Source organism: Ciceribacter sp. T2.26MG-112.2 (assembly GCF_900492205.1).
Taxonomy (GTDB): Bacteria; Pseudomonadota; Alphaproteobacteria; order Rhizobiales; family Rhizobiaceae; genus Allorhizobium; species Allorhizobium naphthalenivorans_A.
In genome coordinates this window covers 90,128-114,108 of the sequence record NZ_UEYQ01000003.1, presented here as the reverse complement: position 1 = coordinate 114,108, position 23,981 = coordinate 90,128, and the positions used below count along the sequence as shown (strand labels likewise).

The following is a 23,981-nucleotide window of genomic DNA, read 5'->3' as shown; positions in this document are numbered from 1 at the left end:
GAGCGAGCCACATCCTTGGCTCAGCCCAAACGGAAAAAGCCCGGTCTTGCGACCGGGCTTTCCCTATAAGATCCGGAGATCCTATTAGAACGAACGCTGCAGGCGAACGTAACCGGTCCAGACGCCATCGGCGGCTGCATCCTGGTCGAAGTAGTTGGCAGTCGTCTTGAATGCCAGACCTTCGGCAACCTGGTAGTCGAGGGTCACGCCAGCCTTCCAGGCGTCGTTGCCGTCGACGAAGCCGTAATCCCAGAAGTACTGGGCAGCCGGGGTCAGCTTGAGCTTGTCGGTCAGCTTTGCTGCGTATTCGGCAGCAACGGTCCACTCAGCTGCGCTGTAGTACTGGTTGATGCCGGTCGAGTACACGCCAGCAACGCCGAGCGTGCCCGGGCCGAGGTCAGCGGTGACGATCAGGCGAACAGCGCCTTCTTCGTTAGCGAAGTCATAGGCGCCGAGCAGGGCAGCGTTGGCAACGCCGAACGAGCCGGAGACCATGCCTTCGATGCCGATGCCGTCATTTTCGCCAGGAGCGGTGGCGTTCAGTTCGTCGATGAATACACCGGCGGTGAAGGCGTCGGAAGCATATTCGTAACCGACAGCGTTCAGACGGTTAGAACCGAGCACGTCGGTTTCACCCGACAGGCCGAGGTCCCAGTAGTTGTACATGTAACCAACCTTGAAGCCGCCAGCCGTGATGAAGGCTTCTTCGAGGTAGGCAACGCCATTGGTGTAGTCTTCGTTACCGTTGGCCAGGATCGAGATGTAGGAACCGATCGTGCCGATTTCCGAGTCGTTCTTGGCGCTGACGCGCAGTGCGCCGCGGGTAAACATGTTGAAAGCGAACTCCTCAGGAGCGCGGCCTTCTACGTGCGACCAGTCGATCTGTGCACGAACGTAACCGCCTACCTTGAGGCAGGTTTCGGTGCCGGGGATGTAGAAATAGCCGGTGCCGAAAGCGTCGCAAACGCGAACGTATTCCATCGGCTCGGGTTCAGCTGCAACGATAGCGTCGGCAGCCTGTGCGCCGGTTACTGCAACGAGAGCTGCAGCGGAGCCGAGAAGAAGGCTCTTGATGTTCATATTGACCTCCAGTCAAGTTTCGTATGGGTCTGGGTTCTTTGGCTGAAGGACAGCATTCCCTGCCCCATCCCCTTCGGTTTTCAGAAGACGGACGATCCACCGCCTCGCTTCCGAAATCGAAAATACAAAACGCCGCCGGTCATGCAATCGCCAAACGGTCAAAAGCCACACAACCCATCGCCCTTCCCATCGCCCTGTTGCCGAAAGGACACAAACACGCCCTCGAGACCGGCTTCGCGTTTACCTCTTGTTAAGAAACCCCTTATGAAAAAGGCACTTAGCACGCGATAGCGAAAGATCGTCGCGGCTCATTCACCGACTCACATCCCGAAACGGGACAACAGGAGAGCGCCCTCTGTGGCTGCCTGCAGGGCGGATCGTGTCTCGCCGAATGGCGCCGTTGGACGGATGGGAGCCTGTCTCGACAGAATCGCAAAGGTACCCAGACCTTCGAATCGAAGTCTCAACGAGATTTCGCAGAATCACAAACCATCCTGGTGGCCGGCCATCCCGAAGACGATAGCGAGCAAGGCAGCAGCCTCCTTCCTTATATATGGACTCGGGTGAGAGACAGCGTCCGGAAAATGCGGGCCACGACGAAAAGACCTTGCATTCACCCCATCAAGCAAATAATCAGGCCGCACCGGAGAGGTGGCCGAGTGGTCGAAGGCGCTCCCCTGCTAAGGGAGTATACGTCAAAAGCGTATCGAGGGTTCGAATCCCTTCCTCTCCGCCATCATCAAATTTCCTCCACCATCGGAACGTCTGCGGGATCATGTGCGTCCACCCCATAGGCCGCCCACCGGACAGCCCGCGAGTGCGCGTTTTCGGCAACAGCTTGGGGGAAACAAGACGAACCGTTTCCCTTTGCGTGTTTTTGACACTTACATGACGGTCGCATTTGCGTATTCTGTTTGCAGGAAGCGAGGCGGTGGATCGTCCGTCTTCCTTAAACCAGAGAATGGGTTTCAGGAGCGGCCTCCCAGCGTTTCCCTTGACCCATCCGAACTTGACCGGAGATCATTATGAACATCAAGAGCCTCCTTATCGGCTCCGCTGCAGCTCTGGCTGTAGTATCTGGCGCGCAGGCTGCCGACGCCATCGTTGCAGCTGAACCCGAGCCGATGGAATACGTTCGCGTTTGCGACGCTTTCGGCACCGGCTATTTCTACATCCCCGGCACCGAAACCTGCCTCAAGATCGGCGGTTACGTTCGTGCGCAGATCGACTGGTCGCATGTAGACGGTCGCGTTCCTGAAGAATTCGCCGTCAACATGTGGACCCGCGGCGCACTGCGCGTCAGCGCCATGAACGACTCGGAAATCGGCACGATCGGCTCCTACATCTCGATCCTGGCCGAAGGCAATGAAGACTACACGAATGAGGCTGCCTACCTCGAAGAAGCCTACATCACGGCTGGCGGCTTCAAGGTCGGTTACATGTACAACTACTGGGACAACGATCTGTCGGGTGAAACCGACGTGCTCGGTTCCAACCGTCTGAACGCAGTTGGTTACGAGTACTCGTCCGACGCCTTCACCGCCGGTGTATTCATCGACGAACTGCGGGCCACGGCTCCTGGCGAAAATGACGGCGTTGGTGTTGAAGCCCAGATCGCTGGCACCTTTGGCGTTGCCAATGCCGCCCTTCTCGGCGCCTACGACTTCGCTCGCGAAGAAGGCGCTGTTCGCCTGATCGTCACCGCTGACCTCGGCCCGGGCACGCTCGGCGTTGCCGGCGTCTACTCGACCGGCGTCAACCAGTACTATGACGTTGCCGAATGGACGGTTGCTGCCGAATACGCAGCGAAGCTGACCGACAAGCTCAAGCTGACCCCGGCTGCCCAGTACTTCTGGGATTACGGCTTCGTCGACGGCAACGACGCCTGGAAGGCTGGCGTGACCCTCGACTACCAGGTTGCCGAAGGTCTGGCATTCAAGACGACTGCCAACTACTTCGACGAAGATGCAGCTGCCGATGGCGTCTGGAGCGGTTTCGTTCGCCTGCAGCGTTCGTTCTAATAGGATCTCCGGATCTTATAGGGAAAGCCCGGTCGCAAGACCGGGCTTTTTCCGTTTATGACTTCGGGTTCTGCGCCGGCCAAGGCGCCACGCCTGAAGCGAGGAACGTATCCGATCTGGGGATTATGTGGAGGATGATCAGCCGAGCGCGTGCACAGTCGGTCCGTTCACCTCGTCCACATAGGATCGACCGAGGGGGGAACTGACTGAATTCACCGGCGCGGTCAGGTCTTCCGCCATTTAACTCCCCGCCTCCCGCGAGTGTCTCCCGCCCCCCTTGCCCGGTTGCAGCCTTCGCTGATCAGCGTCGGACAGGCCCATAAGGTCGCCAAACCGCGACGAAAGGATCGGTAGGCCTGGCCTGCTTTGCGAATCATCATGGATGACGCGAATCGAGCGGCCGCGATGTCCGGGAGGGACGGTCGCCGCACCGGTTTGCCACGGGGGGTGGCATGAGGATCTTGAAGGGCCGGGGCGCGATCAGCCTTTCGGCGATCGCATCGACGCTGCTGCTGGCCGGAGCGACATGTCTCGGTATCGTCCTTTGGACCCTGGTTCCAGCGCTTGGCGCCCGGCTGGGAATGACCGCCTTTGCCGGGCGGGCGGGCGCGATCGCCGCCATCCTGTTCGCTGCGGCGGCGCTCGTGCCGACGAGCAGGCGACTGGCCGGTGCGGGTGGCACGTCGCTTGACGCAATGGCAAAGACCCTGACCGAAACCGCGTCCCGCGCCACGAACATGGAGATGCTGGCGCTGGCCCAGCAAAGCCTGGACAACAACCTGCAGATCCTCGAAGCCGAACTTCGCCAGCGCGGCGAACCCCGGGTCCGCGACAATGCGCTCTACTATGGCGACACGCGAATCAATGACGATACCGCCATCGTCGACGCCGTCCGCGCCAGGGCCGGGGGAACGGCCACCATTTTCCTCGGCGACCTGCGAATCGCCACCAATGTGACCAAGCCGGACGGTAGCCGGGCGACCGGCACGCGCCTGACCGCCGAGAGCGTGATCGACACGGTCTTGCACCAGGGCAAGGCGTTCCGCGGCGAGGCCGAAATTCTCGGCGAGGCCTATTACACCATCTATGAGCCGGTACTCAGTGACGGCCGCGTGGTCGGCATTCTCTATGTCGGGTTGCGCAAGGCGGAATTCGCCGCCCGCCACGGCGAAGGCGCGGGCGGCACGGGCGCCGACGACCCGGCGGCGGCAATCGCCCGCGCGCTTTCCGCGCTCGACCGCTCCGCCAGGACGCAGGAGGAGATGGCGCGGGCGGCAATCGTCCAGCGCCAGGAGGCCGAAGACCTCAGGCGCCAGCACGAGGCGCGCCGCCAGGCGCAAGCCGCCGAGCAGCGCCAGGTGGTGGGGGATCTCTCGGCCGCGCTCGAACATCTGGCGCAGGGCGACCTGACCCGACCGATCGCAGCCCCCTTCCCGCCCGACTACGAATCACTGCGGCTGAACTACAATAGCGCCCTCCATCGTCTGCACGACGCCATTGCCGAGATTTCGAGCGGCGTCGACAGCCTGCGCGAAGGGTCGAACGGCATCAGCAGCGCCGCCGACCAGCTCGCCCATCGCACCGAGCAGCAGGCGGCAAGCCTCGAGGAAACGGCCGCCGCACTCAACGAAATCACCGCGACGGTGCAGGCCACCTCGGCCGGCGCCAGCAAGGCCCGGGAAACGGTCGAAAACACCCATGCCGATGTGGAGCGCAGCGGCCGGACCATGAGCCAGGCGGTTAGCGCCATGGAGCGCATCGAGGCTTCGGCCCGCCAGATGGAACAGATCATCGGCGTGATCGACGAAATCGCCTTCCAGACCAATCTGCTCGCCCTCAATGCCGGGGTCGAGGCGGCGCGGGCGGGCGAATCGGGGCGCGGTTTTGCCGTGGTGGCGCAGGAAGTCCGGGCGCTCGCCCAGCGGGCCGCCGACGCCGCCCGGGAAATCCGCCAGCTGATCTCCGGCTCGAACGAGCAGGTGGCGCTCGGAGCAAGTCTCGTCAACCAGACGGGCGAGGCCCTCACCAAGGTGGTGGGCCAGGTCGGCGAAATCGCCCGGCTCATTTCCGAAATCGCCAGCTCCGCCGTCGAACAGGCCAACGGCCTCGAGGAGGTCAATGGCGCCGTCAACCAGATGGACCAGTTCACCCAGCAGAATGCCGTGATGGTCGAGGAGAGCAATGCCGCAAGCCATGCGATCCGCATGGAAGCCGATCGCCTGAGCAACAAGGTCTCCGTCTTCACGGTCCAGGCGCAGGCGTCCTCATCGAAGGATACGGCAGCGGCCTGATTGTCGGCGAAACCAGGTCGTGCTGACTAATATTCAATGAGCTCAAACCTCTGGCGACTGAAGGAAACGCAACGCTAGTGGGTGCCCACGAAACGCGGGGGCCATTCAGCCGCGCCCAAGACTTGACCCAATTTTCAGGGAAAATGGATGGAGTTAAGGGCAGATTTGAGTTTATGGTCGATCGGCCAGGGAACTTAACCTGTCAGAGATCCATGCCGAACGGCACGATCATGTAACTTCTCAGCATGCCCTGAGGTCACAATGAACATCCCATTGAGCTTTTCGATGAAAAGAGCGCCATTGACATGGGGCGATGTTGTTTGGGCATATCACAAGAACATACTTTCCTGGAAAGACCTCGTATCGTTTGCCGATTTCCGATTATCGTCTGGATATTTCAAAGATAAAGAAATGGAGATTTCGCTCCTTGGGAAAGAGAGAATCGCTGACATCTCGGCGGCCGCGGATTCCCTTGCCGAAGAATAGTTTCGCGGAGGTGGCGCGCATATTGGCGAACGTGGAGGATTATCAGCGCGCAAATGGACGGCACATCGGCTTCGGCGAGACGATGGGTCTCGATGGCACATGGCCATCCCTGTTGACCCAAGAGGCTTCCGCCCTCATTTTTCTGCCGTGCAGCGTTTCTTTGGATCTACAGCCGCTCACCGATGAATTCCTGCTTGACGACGAGAAGGTGAAGTTTGCCCTGGTCGTTCCGATCACTGACGACGACATACGGATTCGTCACGAACAGGGGCTCGATGCCCTGTTCAGCAGGTGGGATGAGGTGGGTAAGAACGTAATGATGTGAAGTCGAAGACCCGCAGCATGGAGTAGAGTTTCGATTTACGTCCCAATTCACCATAGGGCGGACTCACAGGCCGTAAGTGCGTTACGTATGTTTCAAGAGAAAGATGCTCAACCGCCGATAGTCAGGATGAACTATGAAGGAAATTCGGCAGGCTTTATTGAACGCGGTTGGATATGGGATTCTTGAATTTGGCTTTGGTCGAAAAGCTGCTGGACAGTCATTTAGACGAGAATTTCCTGGCGGTGAATGTCGCCTTCACCTTGGTTTTATTACTCACAGGGCGGACTTTGACGTGACTGCAGATGTAGCAGTCAGATTTCATGCCCTTGAAGAGTTGGTAAATAAAAACGTCAGATCTATTTCTGACCGAGAGCAACGATCGACGAGTTCCTTGGGCGCAGAATTGGGAAATATTGCGGGTGTCGGGCAGATGCGCTGGCATGCGGCAACAATCGACGATCTGGATTCTGTGACCGCTGGTATCTTGAACGCCTTTAAGGAGATTGGACTTCCCTATCTGGAGGTAGCATCAACCATGGAAGGTGCATACAAGCTGCTAAGCGCTCACGGAAGGGACTCCTGGCTCCATAACCCGATACACTCGGCACGGGCGAAGCGTGTCGTCGGACTTGCAAAGCTCCTCAAGAAGGAGGACGAGATTCCTCTCAAAACTGCCGAATATGTGAATCTGCTGGAGAGTAACGGGAGCCTGGCTCTTGCAGATTTCCGCGATTTTCTGTCACGACTGGCATGAGTGACCTGGAAGAAGCTGAGTTTTTAGGTTCAACGAGTATTTGAACTCAGACCTAGTTCCACCGAGCCTCCTGATATTTTCGAGCAGAGGACGAACGCACCGGGGCGTTCGCCGCTCAATTCTGCCTCCCGATGCAGCCAATCGTTCCTAGCGCAGAATCTTGCGCAAGCTTCAAAAGCCAGTCGCCATGAGGGTGGTCACGGCGGCCGCCAGCGGCAGATTCCGCCCCCCCGCTCAGACCCAAACTAAGCCAGCAAGAGCTTCAACTCGCTGCCGGGATCGGCGATTACGGCGCGGTCGGGGGTGCGGCCCATCTCCAGCAGCTTCTTGCCGGTCACATAGGCCTTGGCATCGTTGATCGCATCGACGGCGATGAATTCGCCCTTGGCGAAGTACCAGATCGACAGGCTGCCCTCGCGCCCGCCGGGGCGCACCACGGTCTCGTCATAGCCGAGATTGAAGCCGGCGATCTGCAGCTTGACGTCGTACTGGTCGGACCAGAACCAGGGCTTTGGCCGATAGGGCTCGACGCCGCCGGCCATGGCGGCGGCGGCGGCTTCCGCCTGGTCGACGGCGTTCTGCACCGATTCGAGGCGAATCTTCTGGCCTTTCCAGTCGAAGGCGGCGCAGTCGCCCATGGCATAGACGGAGGGATCGGAGGTGAGGCCGAAGGCGTCGACGACGATGCCGCCGGCGGTCTCGATACCGGCGCGCGCGGCCAGCCCGTCATTGGCATTGACGCCGATGCCGGCGATCACGATGTCCGCATCGACGCGCGAGCCGTCGGACAGTTCGGCTGCGACGACCCGGCCGTTTTCGCCGATCAGCCGGCCAAGCCCGGTCTTTTCGCGGATGACGACGCCGTGGCCGATATGGATGGCACGCATGGCATCGGCCGTTTCCTTCGCCGCGACCCGGGCCAGAATGCGGTCGGCCATCTCGATCAGCGTCACCTCGAGCCCCAAATGGCGGGCAACGGCCGCGGCCTCAAGGCCGATATAGCCACCGCCGACGATCAGCAGACGCCGGCCCGGCTTCATCTCGGCGGCGAGGCGGTCGGCATCGGCCTTGTCGCGTACGGTGTAGACGCCCTCGAGATCGCCGCCGATCGCGTCCGGCAGCCGCCGCGGCGTCGCGCCGGTGGCGATCGCCAGCGTGTCATAAGATATGGTCGAGCCGTCGAACAGGCGCACGGTCTTCTCTGCCCGGTCGATGTCCTCGACAGGGGTCGACAGGCGGATCTCGACGTCGTTTTCGCCGTACCAGGCCTCGGGACGGAACAGCAGTCGGTCGAAGCTCATCTCGCCCAGCAGGTATTTCTTCGACAGCGGCGGGCGCTGGTAGGGAAGGCAGTCTTCCGCGCCGAGGATGGTGATCGGCCGGGTGTCCTTCAGGCTGCGCAGTTTTGCCGCCAGTGCAAAGGCCGCCTGCCCTGCCCCGATGATGACCAGTCTGCCTGTCACGTGAAGCTCCCGATGCCGGTTCTGGAAGGTCGCGCCGATCGCCGCTTCGGGCCGCGCGAGAAGGAAGGCCAAGGGGTAACGCGCCGATACCGGCCCGTCAAGCTGGACGGCGAGCTCGAGCAGGCCGCACGCGTTTCACGACAGCGAACGGCCCGGCCGGCACATCGAGCGTGCCGGCCGGGCCGGGTGACGGGTCAGAGGTCGAGCACGAGGTGCGGCCGACCGTTGGAGGTGTGGCGGGGCGAGACGCCCTTGCCGTCGATCGTCGCGGTGACGCGCTGGCGAAAGGCCGAGAAGCTGTCAAAGGTGACGACATCGACCGGATCGTCGAAATGCAGCGTGATCGCGTAATAGCTGCTCTGCGAAAGCCGCGACAGGGAAAGCACCTTGCCGCGAAAGCGCTGGCCGAGATATTCGCCGGAAACGACCGCGCCGACGGCAACGGGGGCCGGCTCGGCATTGTCGCTGCGGACGGCGAGCGCCGATATGGTGTTCCAGTCACGCGCACCGTGGCTCTTCGCCACCAGTTCGAGTGCTGCGCTGTGAGTGACGGGGGTTCCGCTGCCGGACATGGCGTCGCGCAGACGCCGGGCCTGGGATTTCAGTTCGTCAATCGTCAGTGTGGCCATGGACATGGCAAACCTCTTCTCTGATGGCATGCGAAAGGATCGAAGGGAGCCCGCATTGCCCCCATCGCGCATGCGCGAAAAAGGGTTCATTCCATGTCTCAAGAGGACTTCACCAAGGGCATATCACCCGCGGGCGGCCGGCGCCTCGAACCGGGACCACATATGGAAAGCGAGAGGGCGCCTGTCAAGTCGGCGAAGCGAGCAGGCATTGGCACGCGGTCTTGCGCTCCGGCCGCTGCGGCGAAGCGCGCACGCCCTTTGTCTTTTACATATGTCGTTCAGAAAGCGTCAGGGAAGTTGCGCTAAAATGAGACCCTAAAAAGCAATCTTGGGGAGGTTGTCATGCCGCTGCAGGTCATACCGGACGCCAAACAGAACATTCCGCCGGACAAGGTCTACGAGAAGTTCACGATCGATCGCCCCGGCAAGATCATTTTCGTCGGCCGTCATCTCAGCACCAAGAACAACCTGCGCTGCCTGATCCATTCCATCTCGCTCTACGGTGCCGAACTCGAAGTCAGCCCGCATGTGCCGGTTCCGAGCAATTTCTTCCTGGAAATCCTCGGCATTCACGACGAGATCGGCTGCACGCTGATCCGCCGCGAGGAAGAGAAGGTCACCGTCGGCTTCAACATGCTGATCGATGCCGAATTCCTGCACCACGTCGTACGCTTGTCCTTCGAACTCTGAAACCTGATGACTTCAGCGACAAGAGGCCTTGCGCGTTCTCGCCCAAGGCCTCTAGTCCGTTCGCTTGGCCGCAGGGCGGACTATTTCAGCGCTGCCAGATGCTTCTCGATCTCGGGAACCGTCATTTTCACAAGATCCTTGTCGACCTCGGCGCGAAGAACGCCTTCCGGCAGAGATGCGAGTTCCGGCCGCAGGATGCCGAGCGCCTTCGGCGGCGCGACCAGGATCATCGCCTTGATTTCATGCGATTGCACGAGTTTCTCGATCTTTCCGGCGACCTCTTTCAGGAAGTCCGCCTCGGCCTGCTCGTGCCAGTCGGTATCCTCCATGGCGCTACGGCCGGCGCCCTGCGACTGGTGAACCCGGCCCGGCCGATCGGAGCCCAGATCGCGGGTGGCCTCGTCCGGCTGGGACTGGTGGTCGACGACCGTCAGGTTGACCAGGCCGGCATCGCCATCATTGCGCAGGAAGAGTGCCTTGGCACCGTCGCAAACGATCACCCAGGATTTGTGGCCAATATCGAAACGGCTCATGACTTTCTCCCTTTTTTGGCGAGGCGGTTCCGCCTCTCTTTTAATACTAGGCCCCTCGGACCGCCCATTCAAGGCGCACCACTTGCCTTGGGGTCGCAGTCATGGCGCGGCGGAAAGCCTTGCCACCGTGGGCGCATCGAGCGGATGGTGGTCGACCGCGGCGCCGCCGTCAATGGCGCGCCCGGTCTCGGAAATGCCGTCGCCGTTTGCGTCGGCAAAGCCCTCCGCCGTTTCATCGAAATCGTCGTAGTGATTGCCATGGGCACCATCGTCCCATCGGTTCGAGGCGGGAACGAGGCTTTGCAGCATGGCGCCCAGCATCGCCTCGCGCACCGAGCGGTTGGCGCGCAACTGCTGCTTGACCGGTTCCGGATAGGGCAGGCTGTCGATCACGCCGGAAAGGTCGTCGACCGTCAGCCGCCGGCCGGAGGAGTCGAAGGCGTTGACGCCGTTCCCCGCCATGTCGTTCAGCGTCAGCAGATTGTCGGCCGAAGGCGTGGCAAGCGGATTGCCGCCGCCGATGCGGATGCCATGGGTCTTGTTGTCCGCGACCGTGTTGCGGTTGATGCGGTTGGCGCTCGAACTGACGAGAAAGATGCCGATCGCGTTTTCCGTCACCGGATTGGCCCGGATCTCGTTGCGATCTGAACCGCTTACAAAAATGCCAGCGCCGAGATTGTCAAACACGCGGTTGCGGGCGATCAGGCTGTCCTCGGTGCTGCACAGGATATAGATGCCACTGCCGATTGCGTCGCGGTCGATGACCCCTACGCCGGAGAGGCCGAGGCTGGCCGCCACCGTCTTCTCCATCAGTTCCATCTGCGCGACATCATGCCTGCGCTCGATCCCCGTCGCGTGGACGACATTGTCCTCGATGGCGATGCGGCGGCTGTGCCAGGTGACGGATATGCCGTAGCTGCCGTTGCCGCGAACCTCGTTGCGGGTGATGAGCAGATCCTCGCTGCGTTGGGCCTTGGCATTGTCGGCGGCGATCCTGGCGACCGAAGCCGGATCGCCCAGGCTGGCGAAGGGCGATCGGCGATCCGCATGCAGGACGTCGATCGAGACGCCGGTCTCGTTGCGCAGGATCGTATTGCCGATGACGCGGTGTTCGCGACCGCCGAAGATTGCGATGCCGTCGCGGGCATTGTCCTCGACCTGCGAGGCTTCGATCGTCGAGCCCCGGCCGCCCAGCATCACGACGCCCCAGTCATTACCGGTGAGATGCAGATTGCTGAGCGTCGCGCCATCCGCGGCTAGGGTTATTCCGGCATCGCCCCACAAGAAGAAGGGATCGTCGACCTTCCCGGAATTGCGGATCTCCAGGTCTTCGACCGTCACGCCTTCGGCGCGGATCGTCAGCACCGTTCCTTTGCCGCCGCCATCGAGAACCGGACGCTCCGCCCCTTGTGGCCGTCCGCTCAGCATTATCCGCCGTTCGATGAGGAAATTGCCCATGTACGGCCCGCCGGAAACCTCGATCACATCGCCGTCGCGGGCGCTGGACAGGGCATCCTGCAGGCCGTCGAAACTCTCTCCCGTCGTTACGTTGCGTATGACGCCCGAAGCCGCAAGCGCGACCGGTCCGCAAGCCGCGCCTGTGAGCAGGCAAACCAGAGCAAGGGCCAAGCCCAAGAACGGCTTACGCATTCGCGGCATCTCCTCCATCCCTTCACATCACCCTAGATGAACGCGGACCCGCCAAAATTGATCAGGATCAACAGGAACACCGGACCTGGGGCCAAGGCGTGCAGGTGGCCACCTGAGGCTCGAAATCCGATTTCCGTTGGAAAACGTGGGAATTCATAAAACCTTAGCGTTCCCGTTGACCCCACCACAATGCTTTTGCTGCAGCCTCCCCTTCAAGAAACCGCCGCAGGGCGCAAAAAGGGGAATGCCATGCAGGATGGAACACATCTGGCGGCAGTGAGCTCGGAAATGTACGAGCGCAAGTGGGAGCGGTTCTATGTGCGCCGGCCGGCCCGCATCATGGCCGTCAGCCCGGGCTTGAGCGGCATCACCATGCGCAGCGGCGAAGTGGTGGACATCTCCCAGGGCGGCGCTGCCCTCGAGATCACCACGACGATCGGGCTGTCATCCCACTACTATATCCAGGTCATCGGGCTCGCCGACCGGATCGGTTGCGCCGAGGTCTATCGCAACGGCAGCCGTGTGGGGGTGAAGTTCATCTGCCCCATTCCAGAACACGTGCTGCACTCCATCGTGCGCGCCGATTTCATCATGGGCGAGAGGGTCAGGCAACCCGCTCCGGCCTATCGCTAGGCGCGGCCCTTCACAGGGGAAAGATATGCCCGCGGACCCGGCACTTCCGGCAAGGCCTGCTCTTGCGCGGGACGCAATTGGACCTATTGTGGGCCGGATTTCAATTTTCCAGGATTCTCAAGAACAGCATGTCCGGCTTCTCGCGCTTCACCCCCTTGATCAGCGCCCTTCCCGCAACCGTGCCCTTTGTCGGGCCAGAGGCCATCGAACGGCAGCGTGGCCTGCCGGTCAAAGCCCGGATCGGTGCCAATGAAAGCGGCTTCGGCCCTGCCCCGTCCGTGCTCGCGGCGATCCGCGAAAAGGCCGGCGAGATCTGGAAATACAACGATCCGGAAAACTTCGCCCTGAAGACGGCGCTCGCCGCCCATCTTGGGCTCGCCCCGGCCAATATCGTCGTCGGCGAAGGCGTCGATGACCTGCTCGGCCTGATCGTCCGGCTGATCATCGAGCCCGGCATGCCGGTCGTCACCTCGCTCGGCGGCTATCCGACCTTCAACTTCCACGTCAACGGATTTGGCGGACGGCTCGTCACCACGCCTTATGTCGACGACCGCGAAGATCTTGACGGCCTGCTGGCGGCGGTGAAGCGGGAAAATGCCCCGCTCGTCTATTTCGCCAATCCGGACAATCCGATGGGCAGCTGGTGGGATGCCGACAGCATCGTCGCCTTTGCCCGGGCGCTGCCCGAGACGACGCTGCTCATTCTCGACGAGGCCTATTGCGAGACGGCGCCCGCTGGCTCGGCGCCGCCGGCCGATGTGCTGATCGACCTGCCGAACGTGCTTCGCATGCGCACCTTTTCCAAGGCCTATGGGCTGGCCGGCGCGCGCGTCGGTTACGCCTTCGGCACGCCGGAGACAGTTCTTGCCTTCGACAAGATTCGCAACCATTTCGGCATGCCGCGCCTGTCGACCGAAGCCGCGCTCGCCGCCCTTGCCGACCAGGCCTACCTGACGGACGTGGTTGCCCGCATCGTGGCGGCGCGCGAGCGGATCGCCGCGATCGCCACGGCCAACGGGCTTGTTCCCTTGCCCTCGGCCACCAATTTCGTCGCCATCGACTGCGGCCGCGACGGTGTTCACGCTCGCGCCATCGTCGACGGACTGATGCAACATGGCGTGTTCATTCGCATGCCGGGCGTTGCCCCGCTCAACCGCTGCATTCGCGTGTCGACCGGACTGCCCGCCGACATGGACCTGTTCGAGGAAGCCCTGCCGAAGGTGCTGAAGGCGCTCTGATCGGGTAGGCATAGGCGCAAATAAAAAGAACCGCGCCGGCCTTGTTCCTGCCGGTCGCGGTTCTCATGTGTTGGCCAAGGCCCCGTCCAAAGGTCCCCCGCCACGCTCCCCTCTCCCAGGGTTTTTCTTGTCTGTTGAACCCGGTATCATACCGGGAATTGATCGAGACGATCAGTGCATCGTCATCCATTCGCGGGCGGCGCGCAGCGCCTCGGCGAGTTCGCCCTTGCTCATCGTCTGGGCCAGATCGGCGCGGAGTTCCGCGGCGCGCTCGCAGCCCTTGATGGCGGCGATGTTCAGCCACTTGTGCGCCGAGACGAGATCGATGGAACAGCCGCGGCCGGTTGCATACATCAGTCCCATGTCGCAGAAGACATCGGCGCGGGTTTCGCCACCCATAGTGGCCATTTCGGAATTGTGCATTTCAAAGCGTGCCATCGGTTTTGTCCCTGTCTAGCCTAACGGTTTAAACTGTCCCTGTTTTGGCCCTTGAGAGGCCTTCCTTTGGAACCCTGGCCGTCTGTCGCGGCGTCTTATGGGTCCCTCCGGAGCGGCGGGTTTTCCCAGCTCGTTTGATGACTTCACTATGCCAAAGGGCTTTCAACGGGCGCTTAAAATCCATGATTAATTTGCTGAAAACAAAGTACAAATGCTTTGTAAACTTGGTTTTTCGTTAAGCATCGGGGCGCCTGCATTCCAAGGCTTTCGGCTCAAAATTTACGAAAGTTTCAGACATGGATTTAAACCGAACGATAACCACGAAAACGACTGGGCTTTTGCGCCGGCGCGACTTGAGACGCGAAAACCATCGTTTTCCAAGCCGCGCAAAAGCCCGCGACGGCTATTTACCTTTACGTTTGCGTAAGATAATTTTCGCTGGCTGACCCATGGACGGCCATCTGGATGGTTTCGACATGCCGGCATTGGAGCGCCGGTCGGTCAGCATTGGGCTCATTTCGGGAGGAGAGTTACACAATGCGCATGATTATCGTCGCCGCGGTTGCGGCCCTGGCATTTTCGACCGCCGCGGTTCAGGCTGCCGAACCGATCGAAGGCAACTGGAAGACGGCAAGCGGCGCCACCGCGCAGATCGCCCCTTGCGGCGGCAGCTTCTGCGTGACGCTGAAGAGCGGCAAGCATGCCGGCAAGCAGATCGGCAAGATGGCCGGCGCCGGCGGTGCCTACAAGGGTACCATCACCGATCCGGACGCGGACAAGACCTATTCCGGCTCCGGCAAGGTATCCGGCAATTCGCTGAAGATGCAGGGCTGCGTCATGTCGGTCTTCTGCAAGACCCAGACCTGGTCGCGTCTCTGAGACATCGCAATCGCCAAGAATGAGGAAAGGCCCGGCAAGCGTTTGCCGGGCCTTTCTCTTTAAGGACAATTGTTTCAGCGCGCCTTCTGGCCGAACAGAACCTTCTTGGCCTCGTCATCCTGGGCGATGTTCTGGCGCTTTTCCTGACCAACCGCAATGCCGCGCTCGACCGCGGGGCGCGCCATGACACGCTCGAACCAGGCCTTGAGATTGGGAAAATCGTCGAGGTCCTGGCCCTGGTTCTTGTGCGGCACCACCCAGCCGACGCAAGCGATGTCGGCGATCGAGTAGTCACCCGCCAGGTAATCGCGATCGGCGAGGCGCCGGTTCATCACGCCATAGAGCCGGTTCACCTCGTTGGTGTAGCGATTGATGCCGTATTCGATCTTCTCCGGCGCATACTGGCGGAAGTGGTGCGCCTGGCCGGCCATCGGACCGAGCCCGCCCATCTGCCAGAACAGCCACTGGTCGACTTCCGTGCGGGCCCGCTCGTCGCTCGGATAGAGCTTGCCGTATTTGCGACCGAGATATTGCAGGATGGCGCCGGACTCGAAGATCGAGATCGGTTCGCCGCCCGGGCCGTCCGGATCGATGATCGCCGGCATGCGGTTGTTCGGGGCGATCTTGAGGAAGTCCGGCTCGAACTGCTCGCCCTTGCCGATGTTGACGTACTTCACCTCGTAGGGAACGCCGAGCTCCTCGAGCATGATGGAGATCTTCCAGCCGTTCGGCGTCGGCCAGTAATAGAGTTCGATCGGCTTGGTCATGGTCTCTCTCCGGTTCCTCGGGGTGATGGTCTGGTTGTCCCCAAGAGTTAGACGCAGCCGGCGGATCTTCAAGTGAATTCCCCTTAACCGATCTGAATGCCAGATGAACCACCACCTCAGGACGCGTTCAGGCCCGTTCGTTCATAAAGGCATCATCGAAACGACGAAGCAGGAGACACGGGAATGACCAAGGTAGCAAGACGGATGACGATCTTCAGCCTCGCCATGACGATCTTCGCCATGCTGGTCGCGGGTCTGGTGACCGCCGGCAGCGGTGCGGCCGGCCGCCCCGTCTCGGTGTCATCCGCGTGCCTGTCGTCGACCGCCGCCTTCTGCAACGCCACCTTTTGACCGCCAGCCCCGAGGACACCACCATGAGCGCAGCCATCAGCCCCCTCGCCGCCCTCTGCCTGCGCTGCACGCTGGCCGTCGGCCTCTTTCTCGGCCCGCTGGTCGCGGTCGGCATTGCCCGGTCGGAGGAGATTAAACTGGCCAAAAACGGCGCCGGCCTTGTGCTCTTCGTCAGCCTGCAGCGCCAGTCGATGAGCTGATCGCCGGCGGACCGGCCAACAGCATTTTCCCCGCCGAAGTTCTCATGAATTCAGAGCTTGTAGCGTCGTTTGCTTGTCAACAAGTCTTCACTATAATGCCTCATGAGCAAACGAATCCATTTCCACTCGCCCATCAATTTCATCAGTCCAGAGCCCTTTGAGCCGCAGGTCTTCACCGATGCCGGGGCGGCGGTCGATGCGTTGACCGCGCTCTACGAGCGCAACACGGCCTTTCTGATCGACGGCTTCTCCTCTCTTGCCAAGGGTGCGCCGATCTCCGCGCGCTACCGGGCGTTCTATCCCCAGGTCGCCATGGAAACGACCAGTTTCGGCCATGTCGACACGCGCCTCTCCTACGGCCATGTCACCGCCCCTGGGCGCTACACCACGACGATCACCCGGCCGCAACTCTTCCGCCACTATCTCGAGGAACAGCTCGGTTTGCTGATCCGCAACCACCAGGTCCCGGTGGTCGTGTCGGAATCGGAAACGCCGATCCCCCTGCATTTTGCCTTCGGCGAGGGCGCGCATGTCGAGGCGGCGGCGACCGGCCTGATGGACATGCCGCTGCGCGACCTGTTCGACACGCCGGACCTCACCGTCACCGACGACGAGATCGCCAATGGCGAATATGATCCGCGGCCCGGCGAACCGCAGCCGCTCGCGCCCTTCACGGCGCAGCGCATCGACTACTCATTGGCACGCCTGTCGCACTACACCGCGACGAGTGCCGCCCATTTCCAGAACTTCGTGCTGTTCACCAACTACCAGTTCTACATCGACGAGTTCTGCGCCTATGCCCGCAAGCTGATGGCCGAGGGTGGCGAGGGCTATACCGCCTTCGTCGAGCCCGGCAATCTCGTGACGCTGCCCGGCGACAGCGAGCCGAGCGAAGGCGTGGCGATCGGGCGGCTGCCGCAGATGCCCGCCTATCACCTCAAGGGCAAGGGCCATGCCGGCATAACCATGATCAATATCGGCGTAGGTCCGTCCAACGCGAAGACCATCACCGACCATGTCGCGGTACTACGGCCGCATGCCTGGCTGATGCTCGGCCACTGCGCGGGCCTGCGCAATTCGCAGCGTCTCGGCGACTACGTGCTGGCCCATGCCTATGTGCGCGAGGACCATGTGCTCGACGACGATCTGCCGGTCTGGGTGCCGATCCCGGCGCTGGCCGAGGTGCAGTTGGCGCTGGAAGACGCCGTCGAGGAGATCACCGGCTATGAGGGCTTCGAGCTGAAGCGCATCATGCGGACCGGCACCGTCGCCACCATCGACAACCGCAACTGGGAACTGCGCGACCAGCGCGGCCCGGTCAAGCGCCTGTCGCAGTCGCGGGCGATTGCGCTCGATATGGAATCGGCGACCATCGCCGCCAACGGCTTCCGCTTCCGCGTGCCCTACGGCACGCTGCTTTGCGTGTCCGACAAGCCGCTGCACGGCGAACTGAAGCTGCCGGGCATGGCGACCGCCTTCTACAAGACGCAGGTCAGCCAGCATCTGCAGATCGGCATCCGGGCGCTGCAGAAGCTCGGCGCCATGCCGAAGGAGAAGCTGCATTCGCGCAAGCTCAGAAGCTTCTTCGAGACGGCGTTCCAGTAAGGTCCAGCACCCTGATCCGCCAACCATATCCGGGGACTGTTTGAAAATCAGGACGGGTCGCTCAGCGGCCGGCCCTGAGACGCCTCAACTCGTTGAGCGCCAGCGACAGCACGGTGCCGGTCAGCGCCGAGAGAATGATCATCAGGTGCATGTTGATGCTGGCGCGGGCCAGCATGTCCATGGCCGCCCCGGCGGTCGGCGCGCCGAGCGCAACGGCGCCGGCGACGATGCCGGCCGAATAGGTGCCGACACCGGCCGGGGCATGGAAGGGCAGAACCGAGGATAGCTCCCCGCCGAGCGCCCCGCCAAAGGTGGCGGCAAGCGGCGCGACCCCCATCAGGCCCAACGCCCAGGCGAAAACCAGCACCTTGACGCCCCAGTTGATCACCGTCGCCAGCCAGGCGCGCAGCAGCGCGGCAAGGTCGGCCGGCAGGCCATCGACGATGCCGTCGAGGATGCGGGCCAGCTTGCCCCTGAGGCGCGGGCGAAGGGCGGCCAGCACCGGCCCCTTCAGCAGGAAGGCCGGGATGGGCGCGACGAGGAAGGCGAGCCAGACGACGACGGGCAACAGCTTCGCTTCCGACGCCAAAACGAGCCCCAGCCCGCCGGCGGCCAGAAGCGCATGCAGGTCGAGCAGCCGCATGACAAGCAGCGCCGAGGTGCCATGCAGCAGCGGCACGGAAAACTCTGAGCGCATCAGCAGCGGAAAGCTCGTCTCGCCGCTGCGGAAGGGCAGCATGATATTGAGGAGATTGTGCACCTGCGCCAGATGGAAAAGCTCGACGAACCGGCCCGATGTCTCTTGCGGGAAATAGTCGTAGAGCCGCCAGGCGCGGACGAAATAGGTGGAGACCAGCAGACCGATCACGGCTGCCACGGTGCCGTAGCCGATGGCGCGCCACTCCGCGACGATCGAGCCCCAGCCCCAGACATAGTGCACGAAGGCGGCATAGGCGAGGATCGCGGCCGCTGCGATCAGCGACAGCCGATGGCGCACCAGCGCCGACGGCCGGCGGTTCTGCTCGTCTGTCTGCATGGGGGGACCTGAGAAGTTCCGAATTGCGCTCTTTGCTTGGTTCCTATAACAACCGCGACAGCAAAAGCCAGCCATTTCCGGAGTATCAAACCCGTGTCGTTCGAGCGCCTTTCCCCACCCACCCAGGACGGCACGGCCGTCTATGAGGTCGAACTTTCTCTCGTCATTCCGGTGATGAACGAGGAGGAGAGCCTGCGCCCGATGATCGACCGGGTGATCGAGGCGATGAAGGGCTTCGACAAGAGCTGGGAACTGATCCTGATCGACGACGGCTCGACCGACAAGACGCTCAGCATTGCCCGCGACTATCTCGGCCGTGAGGGGCTCGACCTGCGGATCATCGAATTCCAGCGCAATTTCGGCAAGGCATCCGGCCTGCAGGCAGGCTTCGACGCGGCACGCGGCCGGCTGATCGCCACGCTCGACGGCGACCTGCAGAACGACCCCTATGACATCCCCTCCATGGTCGCCGAGCTCAATGCGCGCGACCTCGACCTGCTGTGCGGCTGGCGCAAGGCGCGTCAGGATGCGCTGGTGCTGCGCAAGATCCCGTCCTGGTGCGCCAACCGGCTGATCGGCGCGGCCACCGGCGTGAAGATCCATGACAATGGCTGCGGCCTGAAGCTCTACCGCTCGGAGGTCATCCGGCAGGTCCGCATTCTCGGCGGCATGCACCGCTTCATCCCGGCCTGGGTCGCCTCCGTCGTCCCGAGTTCGCGGATCGGCGAGTGCGTCGTGACCCACCATGCCCGCCAGTTCGGCGAATCCAAATACGGCATTTCGCGCACCATCCGCGTCTTCCTCGATCTGCTGTCGGTGCTGTTCTTCATGCGCTTCAAGCAGCGTCCGGGGCATTTCTTCGGAACGATCGGGCTTCTGATCGGCGCGATCAGCTCGCTCATCCTGCTCTATCTCGCCTGGGTCAAGTTCGGCCTCGGCGAAGACATCGGCACGCGGCCGCTGCTGCTCGTCGGCGTCATGCTGTTCCTCACCTCGATCCAGATGATCACCACCGGCATTCTCGCCGAAATGCTGGCGCGTTCCGACGACACGACGAAGAACTATATCGTCCGGAAGACCTATCAGAAGGACGCCTGACATGGTCGCCGCGCTTCGGGAAAGGCCTTATCTGGTCTTCGCGCTGCTCGGCGCCTATTTCATCGCCAATGTGATCATCCGCCTCTCGCTGCCGCATTCGCTCGAACTCGACGAAGGCCAGCAACTGTTTCTGGCGCAATGGCTGGCTGTCGGCTACGATAGCCAGCCGCCCTTCTACAACTGGCTGCAATACGGGGTCGAACAGGTGCTCGGGCCGACGCTCGCCTCGCTGTCCGTCCTGAAGAACCTCGTCCTCTTCCTCTCCTACCTGTTCTTCGGGCTGACCGCCTTCTCGTTGCTGCGCTCGCGCGACCTGGCGATCATCGCCACGCTCGGCCTGCTCACCATGCCGCAGGTCAGCTTCGAGGCGCAGCGCGACCTGACCCATACGGTGGCGGTGATCTTCACCGCCTGCCTCTTCCTCTTTTCGCTCGTCAGAGCGATCCGCGCACCAAGCCTCTTTAGCTATGCACTGACCGGCCTTGCCATCGGCCTTGGCCTCATCGCCAAGTATAATTTCGTTCTTCTCCCGGCCGCCGCCCTTCTCGCCATGCTCGCCGAGCCGGAATTCCGCCGCCGCGTGTTCGACTGGCGCATCCTTTTGACCGCAGTGATCGCGCTCATCGTGGTCCTGCCGCACGGGCTGTGGTTCCTCGATCATCTCGACGCCGCCACCGGCCGCACCATCGGCAAGCTGACGGCGGAGGAGACCTCCAGCCGGCTGTCGCAGATCATGACCGGCGTGTCCTCGCTGGCGCTGGCCTTTGCTGGCTTTGCCACGCTGACCCTCGTTCTGTTCGCCATCGTCTTCGGCCGCGACATGATGGCGGCGTGGAAGGCCTCCAGTCCCTGGAGCCGGCTGATCGGGCGGATCATGCTGATTTCGGCCGTTGCCTTGGTCGCGGTGGTGCTGTTCGGCGCGAGCAATATCAAGGATCGCTGGCTGACGCCGATCTACCTGGCCCTGCCGCTTTATCTCTGCCTGAAGATCGAGGCCGCCGGTCTCGCCTCTGAACGCCAGCTCAAGCGGTTTCTGCCGATCGGTCTGACGCTCATGGTGCTGATCCCGCTCGTGCTTTTCGTGCGCATCCCGCTGCATGGGCAACTTGGCAAGTATGAGAAGCTCAACGTACCCTATGAAGCGGCCGTTGCGCAGATCCTGTCGTCGGAGCCGAACCCGCCTTCGCTGATCCTTGCCAGCGACCAGCAGATGGCCGGCAATATCCGCCTCAATGCGCCTGAGATCCCGGTGACCATCCCCGGCTACGAGGCCTTCGAAGAGCCCTTCGCCTTCGACGCCACGCATCCGGTTCTGGTGGTCTGGCGCAATCGCGGCCGAGAGACCATGCCGCTGCCGGAAGACGTCGGCCAATGGCTTGCCGCCCACGGCAACCTACAGGTCGGCGAGACGAAGACCATCGCCCTGCCCTATATCTTCGGGCGCGAGGGCGACCTCTACCACTTCGCCTACGCCTTCCTCTATCCGCAGGCGAACTGAGGGGCTGATCGCCCGGTTCACCCCAGGATGATCACCGGCTCGCAACGCACCGGGAAATTCACCGAATTGGCGATGAAGCATTTCTCATGCGCGTCATCGTGCAGCTGTTCCGCCCGCTCAGCATCGCCTGCCGAAATGGTCACGCGCGGCCGCAGCACCACGTCGGTGAAGCGGCCGCCGCCGGTGTCGTCCGTTACCATCGTGCCCTCGGCATGGTCTTCATAGGCCGTCACGACGACACCGTTGACCGCGCAGAAATGTAGGTACCACAGCTTGTGGCAGGCGGAGATCGAAGCCACCAGCAGATCTTCCGGGTTCCACCGCTCGGCGTCGCCGCGGAAGGCGGGATCGGCCGAGCCGGGAATGTCGGGTTTTCCGTCACAAGAAATCACATGGTCGCGCGAATAGTCGCGGTAGCCGGACGTACCGGTGCCGCGATTGCCGGTCCAGGTGACGGCAACCCGGTATTCGTGGTGATGCCCTGCCATGCTCTCTTCCTCCCGAAGCTTGATTCTGTTGCAGCACGATAGGTCAATGACCACACCTCTCCAAGGCAGCCGCGTCGAACCCAAACTCCAGAAGAACGAAAAAATGTAAAGATGGCCCTTGCAACGAACAGCATAAGATATATCTTAGATACAGTTTTATTTTACAGAAAGAGGAACGCAGATGACACACACGAATTTTGAAGGCCATGGCCGGGGTTTCGGCCACCGGGGTTGGCATGCCATGCGGGAAGGCGCGCCCGGCGGCCGCTTCGACGGTCCGCACCGGGGTCGCGGCCACGGCGGCGAGCGCCGCCGCATGTTCGAGAGCGGCGAGCTACGGCTCGTCCTGCTCAAGCTGATCGAGGAACAGCCGCGCCACGGCTATGATCTGATCCGCGAGATCGAAAACCGCTCCGGCGGCGCCTATGCCCCGAGCCCGGGCGTGGTCTATCCGACCATGACGCTGCTGCTCGACATGGGCCTTGCCGAGGAAGAGGCGAGCGAAGGCCCACGCAAGCTGCTCGCCATCACCGAGGCCGGACGCACCCATCTTGCCGAGAGGGCCGACGAGGTGGCGACCGCCATGGAGCGGCTGGCCGCCCTTGCCAAGCTCAGCGCACGCACGGATGCCGCGCCGGTTCGCCGCGCCATGCAGAACCTCAAGGCAGCCCTCCAGGACCGCCTGTCGCAGGAGAGCGTCACCCGCGAAATCCAGCTCGAAGTGGCCCGCCTGATCGACGAGGCGGCCGGCAAGATCGAGAGGCTCTGACCATGACCAAGGCAATCGCGGTCGTGCCGACCGAGAACGGCTGGAAATACCTGCAGCAACTCTGCAAGCACTGGAGCCACAAGCTCGACGTCGAGCTCAGAGAAAAGAGCGGCGTCGTTCGCTTCGCCGAGGCGGTCGCCACCATGAGCGCCGACGACAAGGCGCTCACGGTGGAAGTCGAGGCGGCCTCGGACGAGGTGCTGGAGCGGATGAAGGGCGTGGTGTCGAGCCATCTCGACCGCTTCGCCTTCCGCGAGGCGCCACTGCCGTTCGAGTGGCAGGGCGCGTAGCGCGAACATTCGGCGCATCCGGATAAGGCGAGAGCGCGATCCTCAGCTCCGGCCCGCCCATCCATTCCCCCGCAAGCGACTTTCATCAAGGGCGACAGGTGATCAGTCGGTCTCCGGAAAATGCTGGTAATGCGCACCGGTCACTCCCGCCGCATCCAGCTTAGCTTTCAGCGTCTCGCTTATGGCTGGCGTCGGCGCCGCAATGAACTTGTCGATCCAGACATGATGATCGCCGATCTGGGACCGGCTGAAAACCAGATGTTTCGTCTTGTCACCCTTGAGATGCCAGAGATTCCTGAATTCGAATGTCGTCATCTGGCGGTCAACGGTGTCAAGCCTGCTACAAGGAACAAACCAGAAGCGATGAGCGGCATGGCTGCCATCCTTCCAGACGAATTCCACCGGGAAGAACTGATGGATACCGGGTTCCAGCCTCTCGACGGCCGCCTTGAATTTTTCGTCCACGAACAAGCCGAAACCACCGTAGATGTCTGTAATCTTTCGCTTGGGTCCCTCAAGCTCGATGCACGTCGGTATATGGTCTGCCTCGAAGGCACGCCCCCTATAGGCGTAGGTCGCCCAGATACGAACACCTTCGTCCCGCGACAAGTCTATCGGCTGGATCTTGTCGATGTCCCCGTCCAACGCCTTCATGCCGTAGCTGTAGGTTTCCTCATTCTTGTGGCTCAAGAAGTAGACCATCAAATCCCCCGCGAACGAATGGCTGCTCATCCTGCCAAAAATACGGTCCAGCAGACCCGTTTCTGAC

General features: G+C 62.0%; 26 protein-coding genes and 1 tRNA gene. 17 read left to right on the top strand and 10 right to left on the bottom strand.

The features are described from left to right. Positions 1–84 precede the first annotated feature (84 nt). Complete coding sequence (locus DYZ14_RS06245) at positions 85–1,080, bottom strand: porin (protein WP_154719903.1); 996 nt, start codon at positions 1,078–1,080, stop codon at positions 85–87. A gap of 645 nt (positions 1,081–1,725) precedes the next feature. Between DYZ14_RS06245 and DYZ14_RS06240 the strand changes: the two genes are divergently transcribed. The 6 genes from DYZ14_RS06240 to DYZ14_RS06215 all read left to right on the top strand — a co-directional run bounded on the left by DYZ14_RS06240 (position 1,726) and on the right by DYZ14_RS06215 (position 6,957). Beyond that, positions 1,726–1,816: transfer RNA gene (locus tag DYZ14_RS06240), tRNA-Ser, on the top strand. Positions 1,817–2,105: 289 nt separating this feature from the next. Continuing rightward, entirely contained in the window at positions 2,106–3,101 is a 996-nt protein-coding gene (locus DYZ14_RS06235) for a porin (RefSeq protein WP_115670628.1), read from the top strand. 452 nt (positions 3,102–3,553) lie between these two features. Then, on the top strand, positions 3,554–5,392 hold the full coding sequence (locus DYZ14_RS06230) for a methyl-accepting chemotaxis protein (RefSeq protein ID WP_154719902.1): 1,839 nt from the start codon (positions 3,554–3,556) through the stop codon (positions 5,390–5,392). A gap of 261 nt (positions 5,393–5,653) precedes the next feature. After that, the gene (locus tag DYZ14_RS24645) at positions 5,654–5,878 is read left to right on the top strand and encodes a DUF2247 family protein (RefSeq protein WP_154719901.1); all 225 of its coding nucleotides are present in this window, start codon (positions 5,654–5,656) and stop codon (positions 5,876–5,878) included. Then, positions 5,820–6,203, top strand: coding sequence for a suppressor of fused domain protein (locus tag DYZ14_RS06220; protein WP_445292304.1), 384 nt, complete (start codon positions 5,820–5,822; stop codon positions 6,201–6,203). Before DYZ14_RS24645 ends, DYZ14_RS06220 begins: the two co-directional genes overlap by 59 nt. A 133-nt stretch (positions 6,204–6,336) precedes the next feature. Continuing rightward, entirely contained in the window at positions 6,337–6,957 is a 621-nt protein-coding gene (locus tag DYZ14_RS06215) for a hypothetical protein (RefSeq protein ID WP_154719899.1), read from the top strand. Positions 6,958–7,202: 245 nt separating this feature from the next. Here the strand turns inward: DYZ14_RS06215 and DYZ14_RS06210 are convergent, their stop codons facing one another. Beyond that, a complete protein-coding gene (locus DYZ14_RS06210) occupies positions 7,203–8,420 on the bottom strand; it encodes an NAD(P)/FAD-dependent oxidoreductase (protein ID WP_154719898.1) in 1,218 nt (405 codons plus the stop codon). A 194-nt stretch (positions 8,421–8,614) separates the two neighbouring features. Continuing rightward, complete coding sequence (locus tag DYZ14_RS06205; RefSeq protein ID WP_154719897.1) at positions 8,615–9,055, bottom strand: glyoxalase superfamily protein; 441 nt, start codon at positions 9,053–9,055, stop codon at positions 8,615–8,617. A gap of 336 nt (positions 9,056–9,391) precedes the next feature. Here DYZ14_RS06205 and DYZ14_RS06200 point away from each other — a divergent pair, with 336 nt between their 5' ends. After that, a complete protein-coding gene (locus DYZ14_RS06200) occupies positions 9,392–9,739 on the top strand; it encodes a hypothetical protein (RefSeq protein ID WP_154719896.1) in 348 nt (115 codons plus the stop codon). A gap of 80 nt (positions 9,740–9,819) precedes the next feature. Here the strand turns inward: DYZ14_RS06200 and DYZ14_RS06195 are convergent, their stop codons facing one another. Further along, the gene (locus DYZ14_RS06195; RefSeq protein ID WP_154719895.1) at positions 9,820–10,272 is read right to left on the bottom strand and encodes a baeRF12 domain-containing protein; all 453 of its coding nucleotides are present in this window, start codon (positions 10,270–10,272) and stop codon (positions 9,820–9,822) included. A 99-nt stretch (positions 10,273–10,371) separates the two neighbouring features. After that, the gene (locus tag DYZ14_RS06190) at positions 10,372–11,922 is read right to left on the bottom strand and encodes a right-handed parallel beta-helix repeat-containing protein (protein WP_195949853.1); all 1,551 of its coding nucleotides are present in this window, start codon (positions 11,920–11,922) and stop codon (positions 10,372–10,374) included. Between the two features lie 249 nt (positions 11,923–12,171). On the opposite strand from DYZ14_RS06190, the gene DYZ14_RS06185 reads away from it, so the two are divergent. Beyond that, positions 12,172–12,555, top strand: coding sequence for a PilZ domain-containing protein (locus tag DYZ14_RS06185; protein ID WP_115670622.1), 384 nt, complete (start codon positions 12,172–12,174; stop codon positions 12,553–12,555). Between the two features lie 128 nt (positions 12,556–12,683). Further along, positions 12,684–13,793, top strand: coding sequence for a pyridoxal phosphate-dependent aminotransferase (locus DYZ14_RS06180; RefSeq protein WP_154719893.1), 1,110 nt, complete (start codon positions 12,684–12,686; stop codon positions 13,791–13,793). Positions 13,794–13,964: 171 nt separating this feature from the next. Here DYZ14_RS06180 and DYZ14_RS06175 read toward each other — a convergent pair whose 3' ends face one another. Next, entirely contained in the window at positions 13,965–14,231 is a 267-nt protein-coding gene (locus DYZ14_RS06175) for a sel1 repeat family protein (protein ID WP_115670620.1), read from the bottom strand. Positions 14,232–14,768: 537 nt separating this feature from the next. Between DYZ14_RS06175 and DYZ14_RS06170 the strand changes: the two genes are divergently transcribed. Next, positions 14,769–15,110: a DUF2147 domain-containing protein gene (locus tag DYZ14_RS06170; RefSeq protein ID WP_115670619.1), complete on the top strand. Its 342-nt coding sequence runs from the start codon at positions 14,769–14,771 to the stop codon at positions 15,108–15,110. 74 nt (positions 15,111–15,184) lie between these two features. Here the strand turns inward: DYZ14_RS06170 and DYZ14_RS06165 are convergent, their stop codons facing one another. After that, positions 15,185–15,877, bottom strand: a complete 693-nt coding sequence (locus DYZ14_RS06165; RefSeq protein ID WP_154719892.1) for a glutathione S-transferase family protein — start codon at positions 15,875–15,877, stop codon at positions 15,185–15,187. Positions 15,878–16,060: 183 nt separating this feature from the next. Between DYZ14_RS06165 and DYZ14_RS06160 the strand changes: the two genes are divergently transcribed. From DYZ14_RS06160 to DYZ14_RS06155, 3 genes are all read left to right on the top strand, one after another. Next, positions 16,061–16,228 (top strand): hypothetical protein, encoded by a 168-nt coding sequence (locus DYZ14_RS06160; protein ID WP_154719891.1) that lies wholly within the window; start codon positions 16,061–16,063, stop codon positions 16,226–16,228. A 23-nt stretch (positions 16,229–16,251) separates the two neighbouring features. Next, positions 16,252–16,428 (top strand): hypothetical protein, encoded by a 177-nt coding sequence (locus tag DYZ14_RS24105; RefSeq protein WP_181904008.1) that lies wholly within the window; start codon positions 16,252–16,254, stop codon positions 16,426–16,428. Between the two features lie 102 nt (positions 16,429–16,530). Further along, positions 16,531–18,033 carry an AMP nucleosidase gene (locus DYZ14_RS06155; RefSeq protein ID WP_154719890.1) on the top strand — a complete coding sequence of 501 codons (1,503 nt, stop codon included), beginning with the start codon at positions 16,531–16,533 and terminating at the stop codon, positions 18,031–18,033. A 61-nt stretch (positions 18,034–18,094) separates the two neighbouring features. Here DYZ14_RS06155 and DYZ14_RS06150 read toward each other — a convergent pair whose 3' ends face one another. Beyond that, entirely contained in the window at positions 18,095–19,069 is a 975-nt protein-coding gene (locus tag DYZ14_RS06150; RefSeq protein ID WP_154719889.1) for a lysylphosphatidylglycerol synthase domain-containing protein, read from the bottom strand. Positions 19,070–19,162: 93 nt separating this feature from the next. Here DYZ14_RS06150 and DYZ14_RS06145 point away from each other — a divergent pair, with 93 nt between their 5' ends. Together DYZ14_RS06145 and DYZ14_RS06140 are read left to right on the top strand one after the other, a co-directional pair. Next, positions 19,163–20,167, top strand: a complete 1,005-nt coding sequence (locus DYZ14_RS06145) for a glycosyltransferase family 2 protein (RefSeq protein WP_269749436.1) — start codon at positions 19,163–19,165, stop codon at positions 20,165–20,167. A 1-nt stretch (position 20,168) separates the two neighbouring features. After that, positions 20,169–21,665 carry an ArnT family glycosyltransferase gene (locus DYZ14_RS06140; protein WP_154719888.1) on the top strand — a complete coding sequence of 499 codons (1,497 nt, stop codon included), beginning with the start codon at positions 20,169–20,171 and terminating at the stop codon, positions 21,663–21,665. 17 nt (positions 21,666–21,682) lie between these two features. Here the strand turns inward: DYZ14_RS06140 and DYZ14_RS06135 are convergent, their stop codons facing one another. Further along, positions 21,683–22,153: an OsmC family protein gene (locus tag DYZ14_RS06135; protein WP_154719887.1), complete on the bottom strand. Its 471-nt coding sequence runs from the start codon at positions 22,151–22,153 to the stop codon at positions 21,683–21,685. Positions 22,154–22,334: 181 nt separating this feature from the next. Here DYZ14_RS06135 and DYZ14_RS06130 point away from each other — a divergent pair, with 181 nt between their 5' ends. Together DYZ14_RS06130 and DYZ14_RS06125 are read left to right on the top strand one after the other, a co-directional pair. Beyond that, on the top strand, positions 22,335–22,922 hold the full coding sequence (locus DYZ14_RS06130) for a PadR family transcriptional regulator (protein ID WP_154719886.1): 588 nt from the start codon (positions 22,335–22,337) through the stop codon (positions 22,920–22,922). Positions 22,923–22,924: 2 nt separating this feature from the next. After that, positions 22,925–23,212: a DUF2218 domain-containing protein gene (locus tag DYZ14_RS06125; RefSeq protein WP_154719885.1), complete on the top strand. Its 288-nt coding sequence runs from the start codon at positions 22,925–22,927 to the stop codon at positions 23,210–23,212. Positions 23,213–23,314: 102 nt separating this feature from the next. On the opposite strand, the gene DYZ14_RS06120 is transcribed toward DYZ14_RS06125, so the two are convergent. Next, the gene (locus DYZ14_RS06120) at positions 23,315–23,914 is read right to left on the bottom strand and encodes an imm11 family protein (RefSeq protein ID WP_154719884.1); all 600 of its coding nucleotides are present in this window, start codon (positions 23,912–23,914) and stop codon (positions 23,315–23,317) included. Positions 23,915–23,981: the final 67 nt, after the last annotated feature.

Bases quoted from the DNA above. Each gene is read 5' to 3' on its own strand.
- DYZ14_RS06120 (WP_154719884.1), bottom strand. From the start codon at position 23,914: ATGGTCTACTTCTTGAGCCACAAGAATGAGGAAACCTACAGCTACGGC.
- DYZ14_RS06190 (WP_195949853.1), bottom strand. From the start codon at position 11,922: ATGCGTAAGCCGTTCTTGGGCTTGGCCCTTGCTCTGGTTTGCCTGCTC.
- DYZ14_RS24645 (WP_154719901.1), top strand. From the start codon at position 5,654: ATGAACATCCCATTGAGCTTTTCGATGAAAAGAGCGCCATTGACATGG.
- DYZ14_RS06130 (WP_154719886.1), top strand. From the start codon at position 22,335: ATGACACACACGAATTTTGAAGGCCATGGCCGGGGTTTCGGCCACCGG.
- DYZ14_RS24105 (WP_181904008.1), top strand. From the start codon at position 16,252: ATGAGCGCAGCCATCAGCCCCCTCGCCGCCCTCTGCCTGCGCTGCACG.
- DYZ14_RS06185 (WP_115670622.1), top strand. From the start codon at position 12,172: ATGCAGGATGGAACACATCTGGCGGCAGTGAGCTCGGAAATGTACGAG.
- DYZ14_RS06155 (WP_154719890.1), top strand. From the start codon at position 16,531: ATGAGCAAACGAATCCATTTCCACTCGCCCATCAATTTCATCAGTCCA.
- DYZ14_RS06180 (WP_154719893.1), top strand. From the start codon at position 12,684: ATGTCCGGCTTCTCGCGCTTCACCCCCTTGATCAGCGCCCTTCCCGCA.
- DYZ14_RS06135 (WP_154719887.1), bottom strand. From the start codon at position 22,153: ATGGCAGGGCATCACCACGAATACCGGGTTGCCGTCACCTGGACCGGC.
- DYZ14_RS06140 (WP_154719888.1), top strand. From the start codon at position 20,169: ATGGTCGCCGCGCTTCGGGAAAGGCCTTATCTGGTCTTCGCGCTGCTC.
- DYZ14_RS06195 (WP_154719895.1), bottom strand. From the start codon at position 10,272: ATGAGCCGTTTCGATATTGGCCACAAATCCTGGGTGATCGTTTGCGAC.
- DYZ14_RS06160 (WP_154719891.1), top strand. From the start codon at position 16,061: ATGACCAAGGTAGCAAGACGGATGACGATCTTCAGCCTCGCCATGACG.
- DYZ14_RS06150 (WP_154719889.1), bottom strand. From the start codon at position 19,069: ATGCAGACAGACGAGCAGAACCGCCGGCCGTCGGCGCTGGTGCGCCAT.
- DYZ14_RS06175 (WP_115670620.1), bottom strand. From the start codon at position 14,231: ATGGCACGCTTTGAAATGCACAATTCCGAAATGGCCACTATGGGTGGC.
- DYZ14_RS06200 (WP_154719896.1), top strand. From the start codon at position 9,392: ATGCCGCTGCAGGTCATACCGGACGCCAAACAGAACATTCCGCCGGAC.
- DYZ14_RS06215 (WP_154719899.1), top strand. From the start codon at position 6,337: ATGAAGGAAATTCGGCAGGCTTTATTGAACGCGGTTGGATATGGGATT.
- DYZ14_RS06235 (WP_115670628.1), top strand. From the start codon at position 2,106: ATGAACATCAAGAGCCTCCTTATCGGCTCCGCTGCAGCTCTGGCTGTA.
- DYZ14_RS06230 (WP_154719902.1), top strand. From the start codon at position 3,554: ATGAGGATCTTGAAGGGCCGGGGCGCGATCAGCCTTTCGGCGATCGCA.
- DYZ14_RS06170 (WP_115670619.1), top strand. From the start codon at position 14,769: ATGCGCATGATTATCGTCGCCGCGGTTGCGGCCCTGGCATTTTCGACC.
- DYZ14_RS06165 (WP_154719892.1), bottom strand. From the start codon at position 15,877: ATGACCAAGCCGATCGAACTCTATTACTGGCCGACGCCGAACGGCTGG.
- DYZ14_RS06125 (WP_154719885.1), top strand. From the start codon at position 22,925: ATGACCAAGGCAATCGCGGTCGTGCCGACCGAGAACGGCTGGAAATAC.
- DYZ14_RS06245 (WP_154719903.1), bottom strand. From the start codon at position 1,080: ATGAACATCAAGAGCCTTCTTCTCGGCTCCGCTGCAGCTCTCGTTGCA.
- DYZ14_RS06205 (WP_154719897.1), bottom strand. From the start codon at position 9,055: ATGTCCATGGCCACACTGACGATTGACGAACTGAAATCCCAGGCCCGG.